Source organism: Kribbella sp. NBC_01510 (genome assembly GCF_045040325.1).
GTDB lineage: Bacteria > Actinomycetota > Actinomycetes > Propionibacteriales > Kribbellaceae > Kribbella.
The window spans coordinates 363255-380766 of the sequence record NZ_CP109418.1; the positions used below are offsets into that span (position 1 = coordinate 363255).

16 protein-coding genes are annotated in these 17512 nt (G+C 67.5%); 11 read left to right on the top strand and 5 right to left on the bottom strand.

Annotation, left to right across the window (positions count from 1 at the left end):
- Positions 1 to 2: 2 nt before the first annotated feature.
- The 4 genes from OG558_RS01770 to OG558_RS01785 all read left to right on the top strand — a co-directional run bounded on the left by OG558_RS01770 (position 3) and on the right by OG558_RS01785 (position 5248).
- Entirely contained in the window at positions 3 to 944 is a 942-nt protein-coding gene (locus tag OG558_RS01770) for a carbohydrate ABC transporter permease (protein ID WP_405068636.1), read from the top strand.
- A complete protein-coding gene (locus OG558_RS01775) occupies positions 944 to 1756 on the top strand; it encodes a carbohydrate ABC transporter permease (protein WP_329481094.1) in 813 nt (270 codons plus the stop codon). Before OG558_RS01770 ends, OG558_RS01775 begins: the two co-directional genes overlap by 1 nt.
- Before the next feature lie 16 nt (positions 1757 to 1772).
- Entirely contained in the window at positions 1773 to 3353 is a 1581-nt protein-coding gene (locus OG558_RS01780) for a glucoamylase family protein (RefSeq protein WP_405068637.1), read from the top strand.
- An 83-nt stretch (positions 3354 to 3436) separates the two neighbouring features.
- Positions 3437 to 5248 (top strand): GH39 family glycosyl hydrolase, encoded by a 1812-nt coding sequence (locus OG558_RS01785; RefSeq protein WP_405068638.1) that lies wholly within the window; start codon positions 3437 to 3439, stop codon positions 5246 to 5248.
- Here the strand turns inward: OG558_RS01785 and OG558_RS01790 are convergent.
- The gene (locus OG558_RS01790) at positions 5154 to 5915 is read right to left on the bottom strand and encodes a FadR/GntR family transcriptional regulator (protein WP_329481100.1); all 762 of its coding nucleotides are present in this window, start codon (positions 5913 to 5915) and stop codon (positions 5154 to 5156) included. The genes OG558_RS01785 and OG558_RS01790 overlap by 95 nt on opposite strands.
- A gap of 178 nt (positions 5916 to 6093) precedes the next feature.
- Between OG558_RS01790 and OG558_RS01795 the strand changes: the two genes are divergently transcribed.
- From OG558_RS01795 to OG558_RS01810, 4 genes are all read left to right on the top strand, one after another.
- Positions 6094 to 7365 (top strand): sugar ABC transporter substrate-binding protein, encoded by a 1272-nt coding sequence (locus OG558_RS01795; protein ID WP_328518587.1) that lies wholly within the window; start codon positions 6094 to 6096, stop codon positions 7363 to 7365.
- A gap of 124 nt (positions 7366 to 7489) precedes the next feature.
- Positions 7490 to 8431, top strand: coding sequence for a sugar ABC transporter permease (locus OG558_RS01800; RefSeq protein WP_329481104.1), 942 nt, complete (start codon positions 7490 to 7492; stop codon positions 8429 to 8431).
- Positions 8421 to 9275 carry a carbohydrate ABC transporter permease gene (locus OG558_RS01805; RefSeq protein WP_329481106.1) on the top strand — a complete coding sequence of 285 codons (855 nt, stop codon included), beginning with the start codon at positions 8421 to 8423 and terminating at the stop codon, positions 9273 to 9275. Before OG558_RS01800 ends, OG558_RS01805 begins: the two co-directional genes overlap by 11 nt.
- A gap of 18 nt (positions 9276 to 9293) precedes the next feature.
- Positions 9294 to 10586, top strand: a complete 1293-nt coding sequence (locus OG558_RS01810) for an alpha-L-fucosidase (RefSeq protein WP_405068640.1) — start codon at positions 9294 to 9296, stop codon at positions 10584 to 10586.
- A 175-nt stretch (positions 10587 to 10761) separates the two neighbouring features.
- Here OG558_RS01810 and OG558_RS01815 read toward each other — a convergent pair whose 3' ends face one another.
- Together OG558_RS01815 and OG558_RS01820 are read right to left on the bottom strand one after the other, a co-directional pair.
- Positions 10762 to 11265 carry a MaoC family dehydratase gene (locus tag OG558_RS01815; protein ID WP_329481110.1) on the bottom strand — a complete coding sequence of 168 codons (504 nt, stop codon included), beginning with the start codon at positions 11263 to 11265 and terminating at the stop codon, positions 10762 to 10764.
- Between the two features lie 112 nt (positions 11266 to 11377).
- A complete protein-coding gene (locus OG558_RS01820; protein ID WP_405068641.1) occupies positions 11378 to 11929 on the bottom strand; it encodes a general stress protein in 552 nt (183 codons plus the stop codon).
- Positions 11930 to 12026: 97 nt separating this feature from the next.
- On the opposite strand from OG558_RS01820, the gene OG558_RS01825 reads away from it, so the two are divergent.
- Positions 12027 to 13115 (top strand): magnesium and cobalt transport protein CorA, encoded by a 1089-nt coding sequence (locus OG558_RS01825; RefSeq protein ID WP_405068642.1) that lies wholly within the window; start codon positions 12027 to 12029, stop codon positions 13113 to 13115.
- 192 nt (positions 13116 to 13307) lie between these two features.
- The gene (locus tag OG558_RS01830) at positions 13308 to 13877 is read left to right on the top strand and encodes a winged helix-turn-helix domain-containing protein (protein WP_405068643.1); all 570 of its coding nucleotides are present in this window, start codon (positions 13308 to 13310) and stop codon (positions 13875 to 13877) included.
- A 70-nt stretch (positions 13878 to 13947) separates the two neighbouring features.
- Here the strand turns inward: OG558_RS01830 and OG558_RS01835 are convergent, their stop codons facing one another.
- Complete coding sequence (locus OG558_RS01835; RefSeq protein WP_405068644.1) at positions 13948 to 15138, bottom strand: acyl-CoA dehydrogenase family protein; 1191 nt, start codon at positions 15136 to 15138, stop codon at positions 13948 to 13950.
- Between the two features lie 126 nt (positions 15139 to 15264).
- Positions 15265 to 16704 (bottom strand): serine/threonine-protein kinase, encoded by a 1440-nt coding sequence (locus OG558_RS01840; protein ID WP_405068645.1) that lies wholly within the window; start codon positions 16702 to 16704, stop codon positions 15265 to 15267.
- Positions 16705 to 16824: 120 nt separating this feature from the next.
- Here OG558_RS01840 and OG558_RS01845 point away from each other — a divergent pair, with 120 nt between their 5' ends.
- Positions 16825 to 17481 carry a peptidylprolyl isomerase gene (locus OG558_RS01845; RefSeq protein WP_405068646.1) on the top strand — a complete coding sequence of 219 codons (657 nt, stop codon included), beginning with the start codon at positions 16825 to 16827 and terminating at the stop codon, positions 17479 to 17481.
- The last annotated feature ends 31 nt before the right edge of the window (positions 17482 to 17512 follow it).

A 17512-nucleotide genomic window follows, 5' to 3' on the forward strand; every position in this document is an offset into this window, starting at 1 on the left:
CGATGTCTACTCTGACTGAGTCGCGGCCCCGGGCGGAACGGCGTACGCCGTCGCCCGGGCGCCCGCGGCGAAGGATCACCCGCGAGACCGCGGCCGCGTGGATTCTGGTGTTGCCGTTCGTCGTGCTCTTCCTCGCGTTCACGGCCGGGCCGATGCTCGGGTCGTTGGGGATGAGCTTCACCGACATGCGGCAGCGGGATCTGCGGACGCCGTTCGCCGTCAACGGGGTCGGGTTCGACAACTATGTGAAGGCGTTGTCGGACGAGACCTTCCGGAAGGCCGCGTTCAACACGGCGTACTTCGTGATCCTCGGCGTACCGCTGACACTGGTCGTCGCGCTGGCGGCGGCGGTGTTGCTGGACCGGGGCGTGAAGCGATTCCAGGCCCTGTTCAAGGTCGGGTACTACCTGCCGGTGGTGACGTCGATCGTCGCGATCGCGGTGATCTGGCGGTTCGTGCTGGCGCCGGACTCCGGGTTGCTGAACACCGCGCTCGGCTGGGTCGGCATCGACGGGCCGAACTGGCTGGCGTCGAAGACCTGGGCGATGCCGTCGCTGATCGCGATGGCGGTATGGCGGAACTTCGGCGCGGCGATGATCATCTTCCTGGCCGGGCTGCAAGGCATCCCGCAGTCCGTCGAGGAGGCCGGCCACATCGACGGTGCGGGCCCCTGGCAACGGTTCCGGTACCTGATCCTGCCGTTGCTGCGGCCAACGATCCTCTTCACCAGTGTGGTCACCGGCATCGGCTATCTGCAGTTCTTCGAGGAGCCGTTCGTGATGACCCAGGGCGGGCCGCTGAACAGCACGATCTCGGTGTCGATGTACACCTACCAGCAGTTCGGCTTCGGCAACTACGGCCTGGCCACGTCGATGGCGTACATCCTGTTCGTCGTCATCGCGGTGATCACGTTCATCCAGTTCCGGCTGCTGAGGGAGAAGTGATGCGCCGCACCTGGTGGATCTACCTGATCGGGGTGCTCGGTCTGGTCGCCGTCGCGGCGCCGTTCCTCTGGATGGTGCTGGGCAGCTTCAAGACGCAGGGCGAGCTGCTCCGCGTCCCGCCGACCTGGTGGCCGGAGAACGCCACCACCGAGAACTACGACGCCCTGTTCAGCAAGGCGAACTTCCCGCGCTACTTCCTCAACTCAGCGATCGTCGCGCTGGTCGTCACGGCCGGGAACCTGACCTTCTGCTCGATGATCGGCTACGCGCTGGCCAAGCTGCGGTTCAAGGGCCGCAACGCGCTCTTCGTGCTGGTACTGGCCACGCTGATGATCCCGGGCATGGTCACGTTCGTGCCGCTGTTCGTGCTCGTCACCAACGCCGGGCTGGCGAACACCTACCCGGGCCTGATCCTGCCGTTCCTGGTCTCGCCGTTCGGCGTGTTCCTGATGCGGCAGTTCTTCCTCGGGCTGCCGGACGACCTGATGGACGCGGGCCGGGTGGACGGCACCAGTGAGCTGGGCATCTTCGCCCGGATCATGCTGCCGCTGACCCGGCCCGCGCTCGCCACGCTCGGCATCCTCACCTTCCTCGGTTCCTGGAACAACTTCCTCTGGCCGCTCGTGATCGCCCAGACCGAGGACAAGTACACCCTTCCCGTCGCCCTGGCGCTGTACTCGACCGGACAGAACGCGCAGAACTTCGGCCTGCTGATGGCCGGCGCGGTCGTGGTCGTCCTGCCGGTGCTGGTGATGTTCCTGGTCTTCCAGCGCCACGTCACCAAGGGCATTGCCATTACTGGCCTCAAATAGACCGTCTGGAGACAAGATGACCGCCACCATCAGTCGCCGCACCCTGCTCACCGCCGCCGGTTCCGCCGCTCTCATCGGCGCCACGGCCTCCTCGACCAGTACGTCGTACGCCGCGAGCCCCGCCCAGCTTCTCAAGGGCGGCTGGAAGCCGACCACGTCCGACCGTGCCCTGGTCGGACGCTGGGCGCGGGACACCTGGCGCAGCCTGGTCGCGATGACCGACGAGACGACCGGCCTGCCCGCCGACAACATCGGCGAGTCCGTGACGAGCCCGATCCGCAGCAACTACACGTCTCCCACCAACATCGGCGGCTACCTGTGGAGCACCATCGTCGCCCGTGAGTTCGGCATCATCTCCCCTGGCGAGTCCCTGCGCCGGATCAGGCAGACGCTCACCACGATGTCGCGGGTCGACCACCACGAGCCGAGTGGCATGTACTTCAACTGGTACGACGAGGCGACCGGCGAGGTCCGGTACGTCGACCCGGACGGGACGAGGCCGATCACGCCGTTCGTGTCGAGTGTCGACAACGGCTGGCTCGCCTGCGCCCTGATGGTGGTCCGCAACGCCGAGCCGGGCGCCCGAGCCCTCGCGGACTCCCTGCTGAACAAGATGAACTTCGCCTACTACTACAACCCCGCGGCCCGGCCCGGCGGACTGATGCGCGGCGGCTTCTTCGAGACCCCGCCGCCGGACGAGGAGACCGACAAGGGCAACCACGCCGGCACCGGTCCGGACGTGTACTACCGCAAGTTCCACTACGACACGTGCAACACCGAGGCCCGGATCGCCGGATACATCGGCTTCGCGCTCGGCCAGGTCCCACACACGCAGTACTTCGCCACCTACCGGACCTTCCCGGACAGCTGCGACTGGTCGTGGGTGGAGCAGCGCCCCAAGGGTGTGCACCGGACGTATCTCGGCCTCGACGTCTTCGAAGGCACCTACACCTACCGTGGCATGCGGCTCGTGCCGTCCTGGGGCGGTGACATGTTCGAGTCCCTGATGCCCGACCTGTTCATCCCCGAGGCGACCTGGGCGCCACGCAGCTGGGGCATCAACCACCCGCTGACCGTCCGTGCGCACATCGAGCACGGGCTGGACGACGCCAAGTACGGCTACTGGGGCTTCTCCCCCGCCTCGAACCCGAAGGGCGGGTACTCCGTCTACGGTGTCGAGGCGATCGGGATGGACCCCGGCGGCTACCCGTCCGACCTGGAGGCGACGAACTACGACGCCGGCTTCGAGGGGTGTCGTGAGGGCACCAATCCCAACCCGACGTACGGCGATGGCGTGGTCACCCCGCACGCGGCGTTCCTCGCGATGCAGTACGCACCCCGGCAGGCGATCGACAACCTGAGCCGGATCGAGACGAATCTGCACGCCTACAGCGGCGGTGGCTTCTACGACTCCGTCGCGGTGAAGTCCGGCCTGATCGCCAAGCGCTACCTCGCCCTCGACCAGGCGATGGTGATGGGTGCCATCGGCAACGTCTTTGCCAACGACCTGGTCCGGCGCAACTTCAGCAGCCCCCAGGTCGAGCAGCGGATCCGGCCCCTGATCGCGATGGAGCAGTTCGAATCCGGCCTCGCCTGACCCTGTCCACCCCGTTGCGTCCGAAGATTCGTGCCCTATAGCCCTCGATTCTTCGGACGCAACGACCAGAGAGAGATTGATGCATGCAGCAGGACGCCAAGACCGACTGGGACGAGCGGATCGCGCTCCGCAGTGACGAGGAGCGCGCGTTCTCCTTCCCGGACCTCGATCCGCCGAAGGAGGTCTCAGCGGTCGGTGGCGTCGGCCAGGTGACGATCGACTGGTCACCCGTCGACGGCGCGGCCGGCTACCTGATCCTGCGAGCGGCCGGCGAGCACGGGAAGCTCGAGCCGGTCGATCACCACAGTGGAGACGTCCTCTCCGTCCCGGCGCCGCCGTACGTCGACACGACCTGTACCCCGGGCACGCCGTACCGCTATGCCGTCGCAAGCGTGCCCGAGGTGACCGTCAGCGGACGGCCGAGCCACACCGTCGGCGCCGTCCCCCTCGTTGCCGCTGACACGGTTCCCCAGGTCGACGTGACCGTCGATGCCGTTGCCGAGGGCATCGAGTTGCCGAAGCCGTGGGTCCCGATGGTCGGCAGTGAGCGGCTGAGTCAGCTGCTCTGCACCGACCGCACCGGCGGGCACGAGATCGGCGCCGAGCTCGAGCAGGCGCTCCGGCGGATGCACGACGAGATCGGCGTACGCACGGTCCGGGCGCACGCGATCTTCCACGACGACACCAGGGTGTACACCGAGGTCGACGGCGAACCGTCGTACGACTTCGAGGTCGTGGACGCGATCTACGACAAGCTGCTCGCGACCGGGCTCCGGCCGGTGGTCGAGCTCGGCTTCATGCCGCGCGACCTGGCGAGCGATCCAACCAAGACGGTGTTCGCGTACGGCGCGATCATCTCGCCACCGAAGTCGTACGAGCGATGGCACGACCTGGTTCGCGCACTGGTCCAGCACCTCCTCGACCGGTACGGCCCCGACGAGGTGCTGACCTGGGACTTCGAGGTCTGGAACGAGGCCAACCTCGAGGTGTTCTGGTCCGGCACGAAGGCCGAGTGGTTACACCTGTACGACGTGACCGCGGCGGCTGTGAAGTCCGTCGACGAACGGCTCGCGGTCGGTGGGCCGTCATCGGCCGCGGCCGGCTGGGTGGACGATCTGCTCGCCCACGCCGCCGCCGAAGGGACGGCGGTGGACTTCGTGTCGACCCACACCTACGGTTCGCCGCCGCTCGACGTCCGGGCGTCGCTGGAGCGGCACGGGTTCGGTGACGCGCGGATCCTGTGGACCGAGTGGGGTGTGACGCCGACGCACTTCAACCCGATCAACGACTCGGTGTTCTCCGGGGTGTTCCTGCTGCGCGGGATGCGGTCGGCGGCCGGACGCGTCGACGCGCTCGCGTACTGGGTCGCGTCGGACCACTTCGAGGAACTGGGTCGTCCGCCGCGTCTGCTGCACGGCGGGTTCGGGCTGCAAACCGTTGGTGGACTGGCGAAACCGCGCTATCACGCGATGACGATGCTCAGCCGGCTGGGGCCGGTCGAGCTGCCGGTGTCCGTGACCGGCGACGGCGGCGGCAGCCTGGTCGAGGCCTGGGCATCACGGGACCGCGACCGGATCGCCGTACTGCTGTGGAATCTCACCCTCGACCAGACCAAGGCCGCGGGTGCTCCAGAACTGTCCAGGACGGTCCACGTGCAGCTGCCCGGCGTGGATCCGTCCTGGCAGGCCACCGCCACCACGCTGGCCGTCGGTGTCGGAGACATCGCTTCGGCGGCGACGGATCTCGGCGACTGGCCGACCGATGAGCAACTCGCCGAGCTGGCCGAGCGGAGCAAGCTGGTCAGTACTCCACTGGAGTGGACCGGCTCAGGTCTCGACCTGACCTTGCCGATGCCCTCGGCAGTCCTCTTGGAGCTCGCTCCTCGTCGAGATTGACCGCCTCCTGGATCCAGCGCTCCACGCCGGCGATGTGCACCGTCGCCCAGGACCTGGCCACTTCGGGCTCGTGGCCCTCGATCGCGTCGAGGATGGCCCGATGCTCGGCCAGTGTCCGGGCGACGGCGTCGTCCTGGGTCAGGCCGCGCCAGATCCGGGCCCGGTAGGTGGGCTGACGCAGGCTGTCGATGATCGAGGCGAGCGCCCGGTTGCCGCTGCCGACCGCGACCAGCCGGTGGAACTCCACATCGCTCGAGAGCAGGTCCTCCACGGACGGCTCGGGGCCCAGCTCGTCGAGCAGTTTGCGCAGCGCGGCGATGTCCTCGTCCGCCATCCGCAGCGCGGCCCGGGCGGCCGCGGCCGGCTCGAGGATCCGTCGTACCTCGAAGAACTCCAGCACCGACGCGTCCTGATGCAGGTCCAGGACGAAGCCCATCGTCTCCATCAGCAGCGACGGGTCGAGACTGGTCACGTACGTCCCGTCGCCTTGGCGGACCTCCAGGACCCGGATCAGCGCGAGCGCCTTGACCGCCTCCCGCAGTGAGCTCCGGGACAGACCGAGGCGCGCGGCCAGGTCCGGCTCGCGGGGCAAGCGGTCGCCAGGTTGCAGTTCGCCGGTCACGATCATCTGCTTGATCCGGTCGATCGCTTCGTCGGTGACCCGCACACACACCCCCTCGTTCTCCTGGAAACATCCGATGTTCGTCGCAGAGACATCGGATGTCTGAGCGATTTTTCAGGCTCAAGCGTGAGTTTCGACCCTGAATTAAGGACACGAACTGTTGACTCATGTCAAGAGTTCGTCATATAGATCGGATGAATAGCACATCCCCTGGAGGTCAGCGATGAAAGCAACACCAGCGCGGGCACGCCGCTGGGCCACCGCCGCCCTGTCGGCGCTGGCTCTCACGGCTGTGGCCGCTTGTGGGGGCGGCAACGGCGGCAGCAGCGGCGGATCCGGTTCGGCCGATCAGGCCGACCTCACCTGGCAGTTCTGGATCGGAGGCACCGAGGACCAGGCCGCCTGGCAGAAGGTCGCCGACCAGGCCCACACCGACCACTCCGGCATCACCGTCAAGCTCCAGGGCACGGACTGGAACAGCTACTGGTCCAAGATCGGCACCCTGCTGGCGAGTGGGAAGGCGCCGTGCATCATCGGCATGCAGAGCCTGCGGACCGCGTCGTACGCGAGTGCGATGCTGCCGCTGGACGACCTGATGAAGAAGTACAACCTGAAGGCCGAGGACTTCGACAAGCCGATCATGGACGGCCTCAAGGTGGACGGGAAGCAGATCGCGATCCCGTACGACTCGGGCCCGATGGTGATCTTCTACAACAAGGACATGTTCAAGGCCGCCGGCGTCGCCGACCCGAAGCCGGGCTGGACGATGGACGACTTCAACGCGGCGGCGAAGAAGCTCACCGCCGCCGGGCGGACCGGCCTGGTGACGGCACCCGGCGATCTGGGTGTGACGTCGTGGGTGCGGACCTTCACCGGTGCCGAGCCGCTCGCCGACGGCAAGCTCGCCCTCACCGACCCGAAGTTCGAGCAGGGCTTCCAGAGCTACACCGACTTCGTCCGCACGGACAAGATCGCCCCGCAGGTGCCGTCCGGCAACACCGACTTCGAGACCACGCAGTTCACGTCCGGCAAGGCCGCGATGCAGCTGAACGGTCCGTGGTCGCTGATCGACACCAAGGGCAAGGTCAAGTTCCAGCTCGGCATCGCGCCCATCCCGGCCGGTCCGGACGGCTCCAAGACCTACACCGCCGGCTCGGGGTTCGGCATCTCCCGGTCGTGCAAGACGCCGGACGCCGCCTTCCAGGCGATCATGTCGATGACGAGTGAGAAGCCGCTGACCACGCTGGCCTCGGCCGGCCGCGCGTACCCGGCCCGCACCGCCGCGCACCCGGCCTGGTTCACGGCCGCGGGGATCGACGGCGCGAAGGAGACGCTGGACTACGCCTCCGAGAACTCGGTCCCGCTGGTCACATCGAAGAACTGGGTCCAGGTGGCCGACCTGCTCGGCCGGTTCGGCACCCAGGCGCTGAACGGCGAGATCCCGCCCGACCAGGCGCTCAAGACCATCCAAGACCAGGCGGGCGCTGGGTCCTGATGGCGACTGCGCTCATGGCCGGGCCTCCGGCGCCGGCAGGGTCATGGGGCCTTGGCTCCCGGCCTTCCCTCGTCGCTCCAGTCGCTTCGCTCCTTGCGCTCCTCAGTCCAGGCCGGGAGGCCCCATGACCACGACCACTACCGCCGCCCCGCCCGGGGCACCGCCCGGTACCACCCGGGCGGGGCGGCGGCCCGCGCTGCGAAGGGACGCCCGGCACGCCGGGGTCTTCCTGGCCCCGAGCCTGGCCGGGCTGGCCCTGTTCACGCTGTTCCCGACCGCGATGGCGCTGGGGATCAGCCTGTTCGACTGGCCGGTGTTCGGCCAGCGCACGTTCCTCGGCATCGACAACTACACCCACCTGCTGCACGACCCGGTGTTCCGGCGGGTCGTGCTGAACACGGTGCTGTTCGTGGTGCTGTACGTGCCGCTGAACCTGGTCGTCTCGCTCGGGCTCGCGCTCTGGATCGGCCCGCATATCAAGGGCCGGCAGGCGTTCCGGGTGCTGTTCTTCATCCCGGTGATGACGCCGATGGTGGCCAACGCGATGGTCTGGCGGCTGCTGTTCCAGCCGGGCGGCCTGATCGACAGCGTGCTGCAGAGCTGGTTCGGCATCAGCGCACCGAACTTCCTCGGCTCGTCGACCTGGGCGATGCCGGCGATCGTGGCGATGTCGGTCTGGCAGGGCTTCGGCTACAACTTCCTGGTCTTCTCCGCCGCCATCGACCAGGTGCCGCAGTCGCAACTGGAGTCGGCGCAGATCGACGGCGCCGGCGTCCTGCAGCGGTTCCGGTACGTCACCTGGCCGATGATCACGCCGTCGATCTTCTTCGCCACCACGCTGACGCTGATCACCTCGTTCCAGGTGTTCGCGCAGCCGTTCATCCTGACCCAGGGCGGTCCGGGCGTGTCCACCCAGACGATCGTGATGTACGTCTACAACCAGGGCTGGCAGTTCCTGACCATGGGCCTGGCGTCGGCGGCCGGCTGGGTGCTGTTCGTGATCATCATGGGCATCACCGCGATCCAGTTCGTCGGGCAGCGCAAGTGGGTGAACTATGACGTCTGAACTCGCTACCGCAGACACCGGCCGCCGCATCCGCAGCAGTGTGTCCCACATCCTGCTGGTGCTCGTCGCGCTCGCATTCCTCGCGCCGTTGGTGTACGCCGTGTCCACCTCGCTGAAGCCCGCGGACGAGGTGTTCACCCCGACCCCGCACCTGTTCGGCACCGAGATCCGTTGGCAGAACTACGCCGACGCGTTCACGTTCGCGCCGTTCGGCCGCTACTTCGCGAACAGCCTGTTCGTCGCGATCGCCGGGACGCTGGTCGTGGTGGTCGCCTCGAGCATGTCGGCGTACGCGTTCGCCCGGCTGAAATTCAGGGGCCGTGAGCAACTGTTCGTGCTGTTCCTGGGCACCCTGATGGTGCCGCAGGAAGTGCTGATCGTGCCGATGTACTGGCTGATGCAGTCGCTCGGCTGGGTGGACAGCTATTGGGCGCTGATCCTGCCCTGGGCCTTCACCGCGTTCGGCACCTTCCTGCTGCGGCAGTTCTTCCTGACCGTCCCGGCCGAGCTGGAGGAAGCGGCCCGGGTGGACGGGTGCGGGCCGTTCCGCACCTTCCTGCGGATCATGCTGCCGCTGGCCCGTCCGGCCATCGCCGTCCTGACCGTCTTCACCTTCATCAGCTTCTGGGGCAGCTTCCTGTGGCCGCTGATCATCATCAACAGCGTCGAGACCAAGGGCACCGTGCCGCTCGGCCTGGCGCAGTTCAGCGGGCAGCAGGGCACTCAGTGGAACCTGATGATGGCGGCGTCGATCATGGCGATGATCCCGACCGTGCTGCTCGTCATCCTGCTGCAGAAACACCTTGTCCGCGGCCTGCTCGTCACCGGTCTGGGCGGCCGTTAACTCTTAAGGAGATCTGAGATGACCGACGCGCCTCCCGCGCACTCTGTCGAGAAGTTCCGTGACTGGCGGTTCGGCCTGTTCGTCCACTGGGGCCTGTACTCGCTCCCGGCCCGGCACGAGTGGGTGAAGAACCGCGAGCGGCTGACCGACGAGGACTACCAGCCGTACTTCGACCACTTCGAGCCCGACCTGTACGACCCGGCCAAGTGGGCCGAGGCGGCTCGCGAGGCCGGCATGAAGTACGCCGTACTCACGACCAAGCACCATGAGGGCTTCTGTCTGTGGGACTCCGAGGTGTCGGACTACACCGTCGCGAAGACCGCGTGGGGCAAGGACCTGGTCGGCCCGTTCGTCGAGGCCTGTCGGGCCGAAGGGCTCGGGGTCGGGTTCTACCACTCGCTGATCGACTGGCACCACCCGGAGTTCCCGATCGACCTCGTGCACCCGCAGCGCGACGACGAGGAGGCGATCGCGAAGGCGGCCGGCCGGGACATCGAGGTGTACGCCGACTACCTGCACGCGCAGACGCGTGAGCTGCTGACGAACTACGGTCCGATCGACATCATGTGGTTCGACTTCTCCTACCCGGGCCGCACGTACGACGACGGCCGGGACGGCCACGGGAAGGGCCGCGACGACTGGCGGTCCGAGGAACTGATGGCGATGGTCCGGGAGCTGCAGCCGGACATCCTGATCAACGACCGGCTGGACATCCCTGGCGACTTCGTGACGCCGGAGCAGTACCAGCCCGACGGTCCGATGCAGCGTGACGGGCAGCCGGTGCTGTGGGAGGCCTGCCAGACGCTGAACGGCAGCTGGGGCTACGACCGCGACAACCTGGATTGGAAGTCACCGGAGCTGCTGGTGAAGATGCTGGTCGACTCTGTGTCCAAGGACGGCAACCTGCTGCTGAACGTCGGCCCGACCGGGCGGGGCGAGTTCGACCCGCGGGCGCTGGCCACGCTGGCGTCGATCGGCGAGTGGATGCGGCTGCACGAGCGCTCCGTCCGCGGCGCCCGCCCGGCCGAGTACACCGCTCCCCCGGACTGCCGCTTTACCCAGAAGGGCAACCGGCTCTACCTGCACCTGTTCTCCTGGCCGATGGGCCACATCCACCTGCCCGGCATGGCAAGCAAGGTGAACTACGCCCAGTTGCTGAACGACGCGTCCGAGATCAAGCGCATCGTCAACGACCCGCACCAGACCGCTCAGAACACCACGATGGGTGGCGTCTCGGCCGACGTACTCACACTGAAACTCCCTATCCAGAAGCCGAACGTCCTCGTCCCCGTCATCGAACTCTTCCTCTGAACCATCGGTCGTTTGGTCATTCGAGAGGAGAACCCTCCAACCACGGGGTTGACGCCTCAAGTAGTGGGTTGCCCCCTCAGCATCCGAGGGGGCAACCCACCAGCTCAGGGGCTGACCGCTGAAACGGCGGGCAAGGCGGGAGCTCGGGCGGGGCAGTGCGCCACCCGCGGCGGGGTCAGGAAGTGGGGGTGGGGCGGCCGGGTTGTTCGCCGCCGCGAGCTTCGAGGTAGCTGTTCTTCGGGACCATCACCTTGCGGCGGAACAGGCAGACGACGGTGCCGTCCTGCTTGTAGCCCTTGGTCTCGACGTAGACCACGCCGCGGTCGTCCTTCGACTTCGACTCCCATTTGTCCAGCACCACGGTCTCGCCGTAGATCGTGTCGCCGTGGAAGGTGGGCGCGACGTGGCGGAGTGATTCGATCTCCAGGTTCGCGATCGCCTTGCCGCTCACGTCCGGCACCGACATGCCGAGCAGGATCGAGTAGATGTAGTTGCCCACCACAACGTTCTTGCCGAACTGGGTGGACTCTTCCGCGTAGTGCGTGTCCAGGTGCAGCGGATGGTGGTTCATCGTGAGCAGGCAGAACAGGTGGTCGTCGTACTCCGTCACCGTCTTGCCCGGCCAGTGCTTGTAGACGGCACCGACCTCGAACTCCTCGTAGCTACGCCCGAACTGCATCTCGGCTCCTCCTCCACGGTGGATACCCATGCTGCCGAATCCGGGCGCATCCGGACCGTGGTCTGGCTCTCACCGGCAGGAGAGATAGGTCACCTCCCGCCAACAGCCGGGGTCAGTCGGTCGGGCGCTGCATCTGCTGCTGGACCGGCTGCTGGATCGGCTGCTCCGGCACGCGCGGGTTCACCTCACCCTTGAGCGCCAGCTTGGCCAGGTGGTTGCGCGCCTCTTCGGCGAATTTGAAGTCGCACAGTACGTCGTACGTCGTCGCCACCACCGCGGTCCGGGAAGTGAAGTCGCGGCGACCGGCCGACTGGGAGTAGCTGAGGCCACCGAACACCAGTCCGAAGAAGGCGCCCAGCACCACACCGGTGAGCAGGGCCGCGAACCAGTGGCCGGTCGTGAACAGGCCCAGCAGCAGGCCCACAAACAGACCGAACCAGGCTCCGCTGGCCAGGCCCGCGGTCAGTGCACGGCCCCAGGTGAGCCGGCCGGTGATCTTCTCCACCTGACGGAGGTTGTTGCCGACGATGGTCGTGTGCTCGACCGGGAACTTCTCGTCCGAGAGGTAGTCGACAGCTCGCTGCGCCTCCCGGTAGGTGTCGTACGTCCCGATCGTCAGCCCGCTAGGCCGGGGGTCCATCGAGGGCATGCCCTGCGTGGTCATCGTCGTTCCTCTCCACGTGCGTCCACCCCCATCATTGCCGACGCCTGGTTACCGCGTCTTGATAGCCTCGCCGGTGATGGCCGGGCGACGGTGGGACATGGGCGCAACACGCCGGATGGGACGAGTCTTCGCCCGGCGTGCGGCCGGTGACGGCCCGGCCCGGGGAGACCTGGTCGCCAGCGGCAAGCTGGACGGCGCCCTGGTCGACTGGGGCTTCTACCGCGACGGACACCGCGACGACCGGATCAACTCCTACACCGAGGCCCTGGCCCGGGCCCGGCGGGGCCAGGGGTTCGTGTGGATCGGCCTCTTCCAGCCGAACGATCGCCAGCTGGCCATCATCGGTAAAGAGTTCGGTCTGCACGCACTGGCTCTGGAGGACGCGTCCGAGGCGCACCAGCGCCCCAAGCTCGAGCGGTACGACGACACGCTGTTCGCCGTACTGAAGACGGTCCGGTACGTCCCGCACGAGGATCTGACCGCCACCAGCGAGGTGGTCGAGACCGGCGAAGTGATGGTGTTCTGCGGGCCGGGCTTCGTCGTCACGGTCCGCCATGGTGAGCACAGCGAGCTGGCCGGCCTGCGGCAGGACCTGGAGAAGCAGCCGGGACGCCTGTCCCTCGGCCCAGGCGCCGTACTGCATGCCATCGCGGACCATGTGGTGGACCGGTACCTGGAGGTCGCGGACGCCGTACAGGCCGATATCGACACGATCGAGACAGCCATGTTCACCCCACGTGGCTGGCGGAGCATCGACCGGGTCTACCAGCTCAAGCGCGAGGTGCTGGAGCTGAAGCGCGCGGTGGCGCCACTGACCGGGCCGATGCGGACGCTGTCGACGCTGCGGCACCCCTTGATCGCGGACGAGACCAGGAACTACTTCCGCGACGTCGACGACCATCTGCTGCGGGTCAAGGAGCAGGTGATCTCGTTCGACGAGCTGCTCAGCTCGATCCTGCAGGCCGGGCTGGCCCAGGTGCAGGTGGCCGAGAACGAGGACATGCGGCGGATCTCTGCCTGGGTGGCGATTCTGGCGGTGCCGACGGTGATCGCCGGGATCTACGGGATGAACTTCGACTACATGCCGGAGTTGCGCATCAAGTACGCGTACTTCGTGATCCTCGGCGTGATGCTGACCGCGTGCACTGTGCTTTACCGGCTGTTCAAGCGAAACCACTGGCTCTGAGCCCGGACGTCCATTACCGCCTGATGGGTCGGTTGGCAACCTTATGCCATGGCCGCGAGTCCCGCTCGTTTGGAATGTTCCAACGGTTGTGGATCGAACAGCGCCCTTGATTGAATGCCGCCATCGCGTTCGGTCAGCAGTCCGCCACATTCTGCGACCGACGGCACTGGGGATGTCGTGGGCGGTTCGTAGATGAGGGAGGGCCGGATCGTGCTCCGTATTCATTTCACTCCCCGTGATCTGGCCCGGGTCACGGTCGCCACCGCACTGCACCCGCGGGTCCGGTGGGTGGCCCCAGTGCTGCAGGTGCTCGACATGAACGACCGAGATCTGTACCTCGATGGCAGGGGGATCGAGTTACAGCCGTCGGCGTTCTGCCGGCAGGTGCCGACGAAGCTGAGGGACCCAGAGCTCAAACCGGTTCTGGTGTACCCGATCCAGCACGCGCCGGGCATCCTGCGGCAGGCGTCGATGGAGTCCGCGCCGAGGAGTGACCCGCTGGGGTCACTGCTCGGCTCGACCCGAGCCGTGGCGCTGAAGGCCACCGTGTCCGGGTGTACGACGACGGAGCTGGCCAAGCGCTGCAACAACTCGCCGGCCGCGGCCAGCCATCAGGCGACCGTGCTGCGCGAGGCCGGGCTGATCACCACCCGCCGCGCCGGCGCCTCCGTCTGCCACGAGATCACCCAACTGGGGATCTGGCTGTTGTCCGGTTACGGCTCCGGCAACACCCGCCAGACTCCCGCCCGGGTGACGGCCTAGACCCTGCCCCGCCGCACGCTGGACGCCGACTGGCACCGCCCCGCCCGTCGGCCCAGCGTGCCGGCCGGTCTCAGAGCTTGTAGTCCTCGAGCAGTCTTCGGCCGATGATCATCCGCTGGATGTCCGCCGTACCCTCGCCGATCAGCAGCATCGGCGCCTCCCGGTACAGCCGCTCGATCTCGTACTCCTTGGAGAACCCGTAGCCCCCGTGGATCCGGAACGAGTCCTCCACCACCTGCGAGCAGTACTCGCTGGCCAGGTACTTCGCCACGCCGGCCTCGAAGTCGTTGCGCGAGCCGCTGTCCTTCTTCCGCGCCGCCTTCACCATCAGCTCGTGCGCCGCCTCGACCTTCACCGCCATGTCGGCCAGCCGGAACAGCACCGCCTGGTGCTCGGCGATCTTCTTGCCGAACGTCTCCCGCTGCTGCGCGTACGAGATCCCCAGCTCGAACGCCCGCCGCGCCACCCCACACCCGCGGGCGGCGACGTTCACCCGGCCGACCTCGACACCGTCCATCATCTGGTAGAAACCCTTGCCCGGTACGCCGCCGAGGATCTGGCCGGCGTCGATCCGGTAGCCGTCGAAGACCAGCTCGGTGGTGTCGACGCCCTTGTAACCCATCTTCTCGATCTTGCCGGGGATCGTGAGGCCCTTGTCCACCTCACCGAACCCGGGCTCCTTCTCGACCAGGAACGTGGTCATGTTCCTGTAGACCGAGTCCTGCCCCTCGTCGGTCTTCACGAGTACGGCGACCAGGTTCGACGAGCCGCCGTTCGTCAGCCACATCTTCTGGCCGTTGACGACGTACGCGTCACCGTCCTTGACCGCCTTGGTCTTGATCGCGGCCACGTCCGAGCCGCAGCCGGGCTCGGACATCGAGAACGCGCCGCGGACCTCGCCGGTCGCCATCCGGGGCAGGTACTTCTGCTTCTGCTCGTCGGTGCCGTGCTGGAGCAGCATGTACGCGACGATGAAGTGGGTGTTGATGATGCCTGACACGCTCATCCAGCCGCGGGCGATCTCCTCGACGCACAGTGCGTAGGTGAGCAGCGATTCGCCGAGTCCGCCGTACTCCTCCGGGATCATCAGGCCGAACAGGCCGAGTTCCTTGAGGCCCTCGACGATCTCGGTCGGGTACTCGTCGCGGTGCTCGAGCTCGGTGGCGACCGGGAGGATCTCCGCCTCGACGAACGCGCGGACCGTCTTCAGGATCTCCTCCTGGATGTCGGTCAGCCCGTCGGTCTGCTGCAACCTGCTCATCCCGGCTCCTTCGGTCAGCCTGCGTCGATTGGGGTTGGCCTTACCCGCGAGTATCGCGGTTCTCAGCATCCCGGCACGAGGGTGACACCCGCTGTGACACCGGCCACCTACCGAAGGTCGCGTGGCTCACTCGTTGTTGTTGCCGTCCGGCCGGGGCAACGCGCTGCTGACGACGGAGAACAGAGCGGCGATCTGCGGGGTGGCCTGCCACCGGTGGTGCTGTTGCGCCTCGATCAGCCGCTGCCGGGCGGAGTAGAAGTGCTTGGCCGCTGAGGCGGTGTCACCGTGGTCCAGCGCCTCCGCGGCCTGGTCGAGCTCGCGTGCGGCGTCCCGCGGAGCCTTGCTCCGGCTCCCCTGCTGGGTTGCCCGCACCTGCGCCGCCAGTGTTCGCAAGGACTGCACCAGCGCCGCCTGCGGGTTCTGCGTTTCCGTGGGCGTCGGCTTGGGCGTCGGCTTCTTGGACGGAGTCTTCGACGGCGTCGGAGTGGGCTTCGGCGTGGTCGTGGGCGCGGCCACCTTCTGCACCGGTGCGGACGGTGTCCCACCGGCCTGCGCCGGCGGGTCGTTCGTCACGCTCTCACGCAGCAGCAGTCCCCCGGAGATCGCAGCGAGCACGACCGCCGCGGCCACACCCACCTTGACCAACGGGAACTGTCGCCGCGGCGCCCGGTGCGTGCCGGTCTCGGCCGGCTCGTCTTCCCAGGTGCCCACGCCGATCACATCTTCCGGCGCTGCGGCGGGTGTGAAGGCCAGCACCTGCGTTTGGGCGGACGGCGTGAGCAGCCGAGCCACATCGGCCGCGGACGACGGGCGGTCCGCCGGCTCCTTGGCCAGCAGGTGAGTGATGAGGTTGGCCAGCTCCGGCGGTACGTCGCTACGCGTCACAGGCGGTGGGGGTGCGTCGAGGTGCTGGCGCATCACCGCGTCGGCGGTCGGGCCCGTGAAGGGCGGCGTACCAGCGAGGAGCTCGTGGAGGACACAGCCGAAGGAGTACCAGTCACTGGCGGGGGTGGCGGCCTGGCCACGGACCTGCTCCGGCGACACGTACGACGCCGTACCGAGCAGGACGCCCAGTGCGGTCGTCTCGTTGCCCGCGCGCTTGGCGATGCCGAAGTCGGTGATCTTGAGCGTGCCGTCCGGGGCCAGCAGCAGGTTCGCCGGCTTCACGTCGCGGTGGACGATCCCGGCAGCGTGAGCCGCGTCCAGAGCCCGCGCACCCTGGGTGGCGATGTCGGTGACCAGCTCTGCCGTCGGCAGGCCCGCAGTACGCATCAGCTGGGCCAGATCCGGCCCGGAAACGAGTTCCATCACCAGGAACACGTGTTCGCCCTCGTTGCCGACGTCGTACGTCGCAACGACGTTCGGGTGCGTCAGCCGTGCGGCCGACTGGGCCTCGGCCCGGAACCGCTCGACCGCGTCCATCGGGTCGCCTTCGAGCCGGCGCAGCAGCTTGACCGCCACCTGGCGGGCGAGAACCGTGTCCTCGGCCTGCCAGACCTCACCGGCACCACCCCTGCCCAGCAGGGTCACCAAGCGGTAGCGCCCTGCCAGTATCTCGCCGTTCACACACCACACCTTCCGCAGCGGACCGCAACACCTTAGGCAACGCATGCGTTTGAGAGCGAGTTCTGGACCGAAAGCTTGCACAACCTCTGCACAGAGCGATCGGAGTACTACCGTGTGCGCATGAAGCGATCACTCACCGCCCTGATCGCGGCCACCTTGGTCGCCGCGACGCTGACCACGACCACCGCCTCGGCCGCGCCCACCGGTCACCCGCGGCCGGTGACGAAGTGCGAGTTCACCCCGACGCCGGAGAACCCGGCGGCCAAGCCGGTCCGGATCCCGTCCGCGACGGCTCGCGCCAAGGGCACGGTCGACGTGTACTTCCTGACCAACTACGGACCGTTCGTGGTCCGGATGGACCGCGCCAACGCGCCCTGCGGCGTACACAACTTCGTCCACCTGGTGACGAGCCGGTTCTACGACCGCACCCAGTGCTTCCGGCTGACGAACTCGTCCCGCCTGGGCGTCCTGCAGTGCGGTGACATCTACCGCCAGGAGGAAGGCGGCCCGGGGTACAAGTTCCCCGACGAGGTCACCGGCCAGGAGACCTACCCGCGCGGCACTGTTGCCTACGGCAACCAGGGACCGGGGACCAACGGGTCCGAGTTCTTCGTGGTGCACTCGTTCGCCAACATCGCCCCGAACTACACCGTCCTCGGCCACGTGATCGCCGGGATGTCCACCTTCGACCGGATGGTCGCGGCCGGCATCGCCGACCCCGACCAGGACGGGCCGCCGGTCAAGCCGATCCGGATCTACAAGGTCTGGACCTTCTGAGGGGGAGGGTAATTCGGCGTCTTCGGCGCTA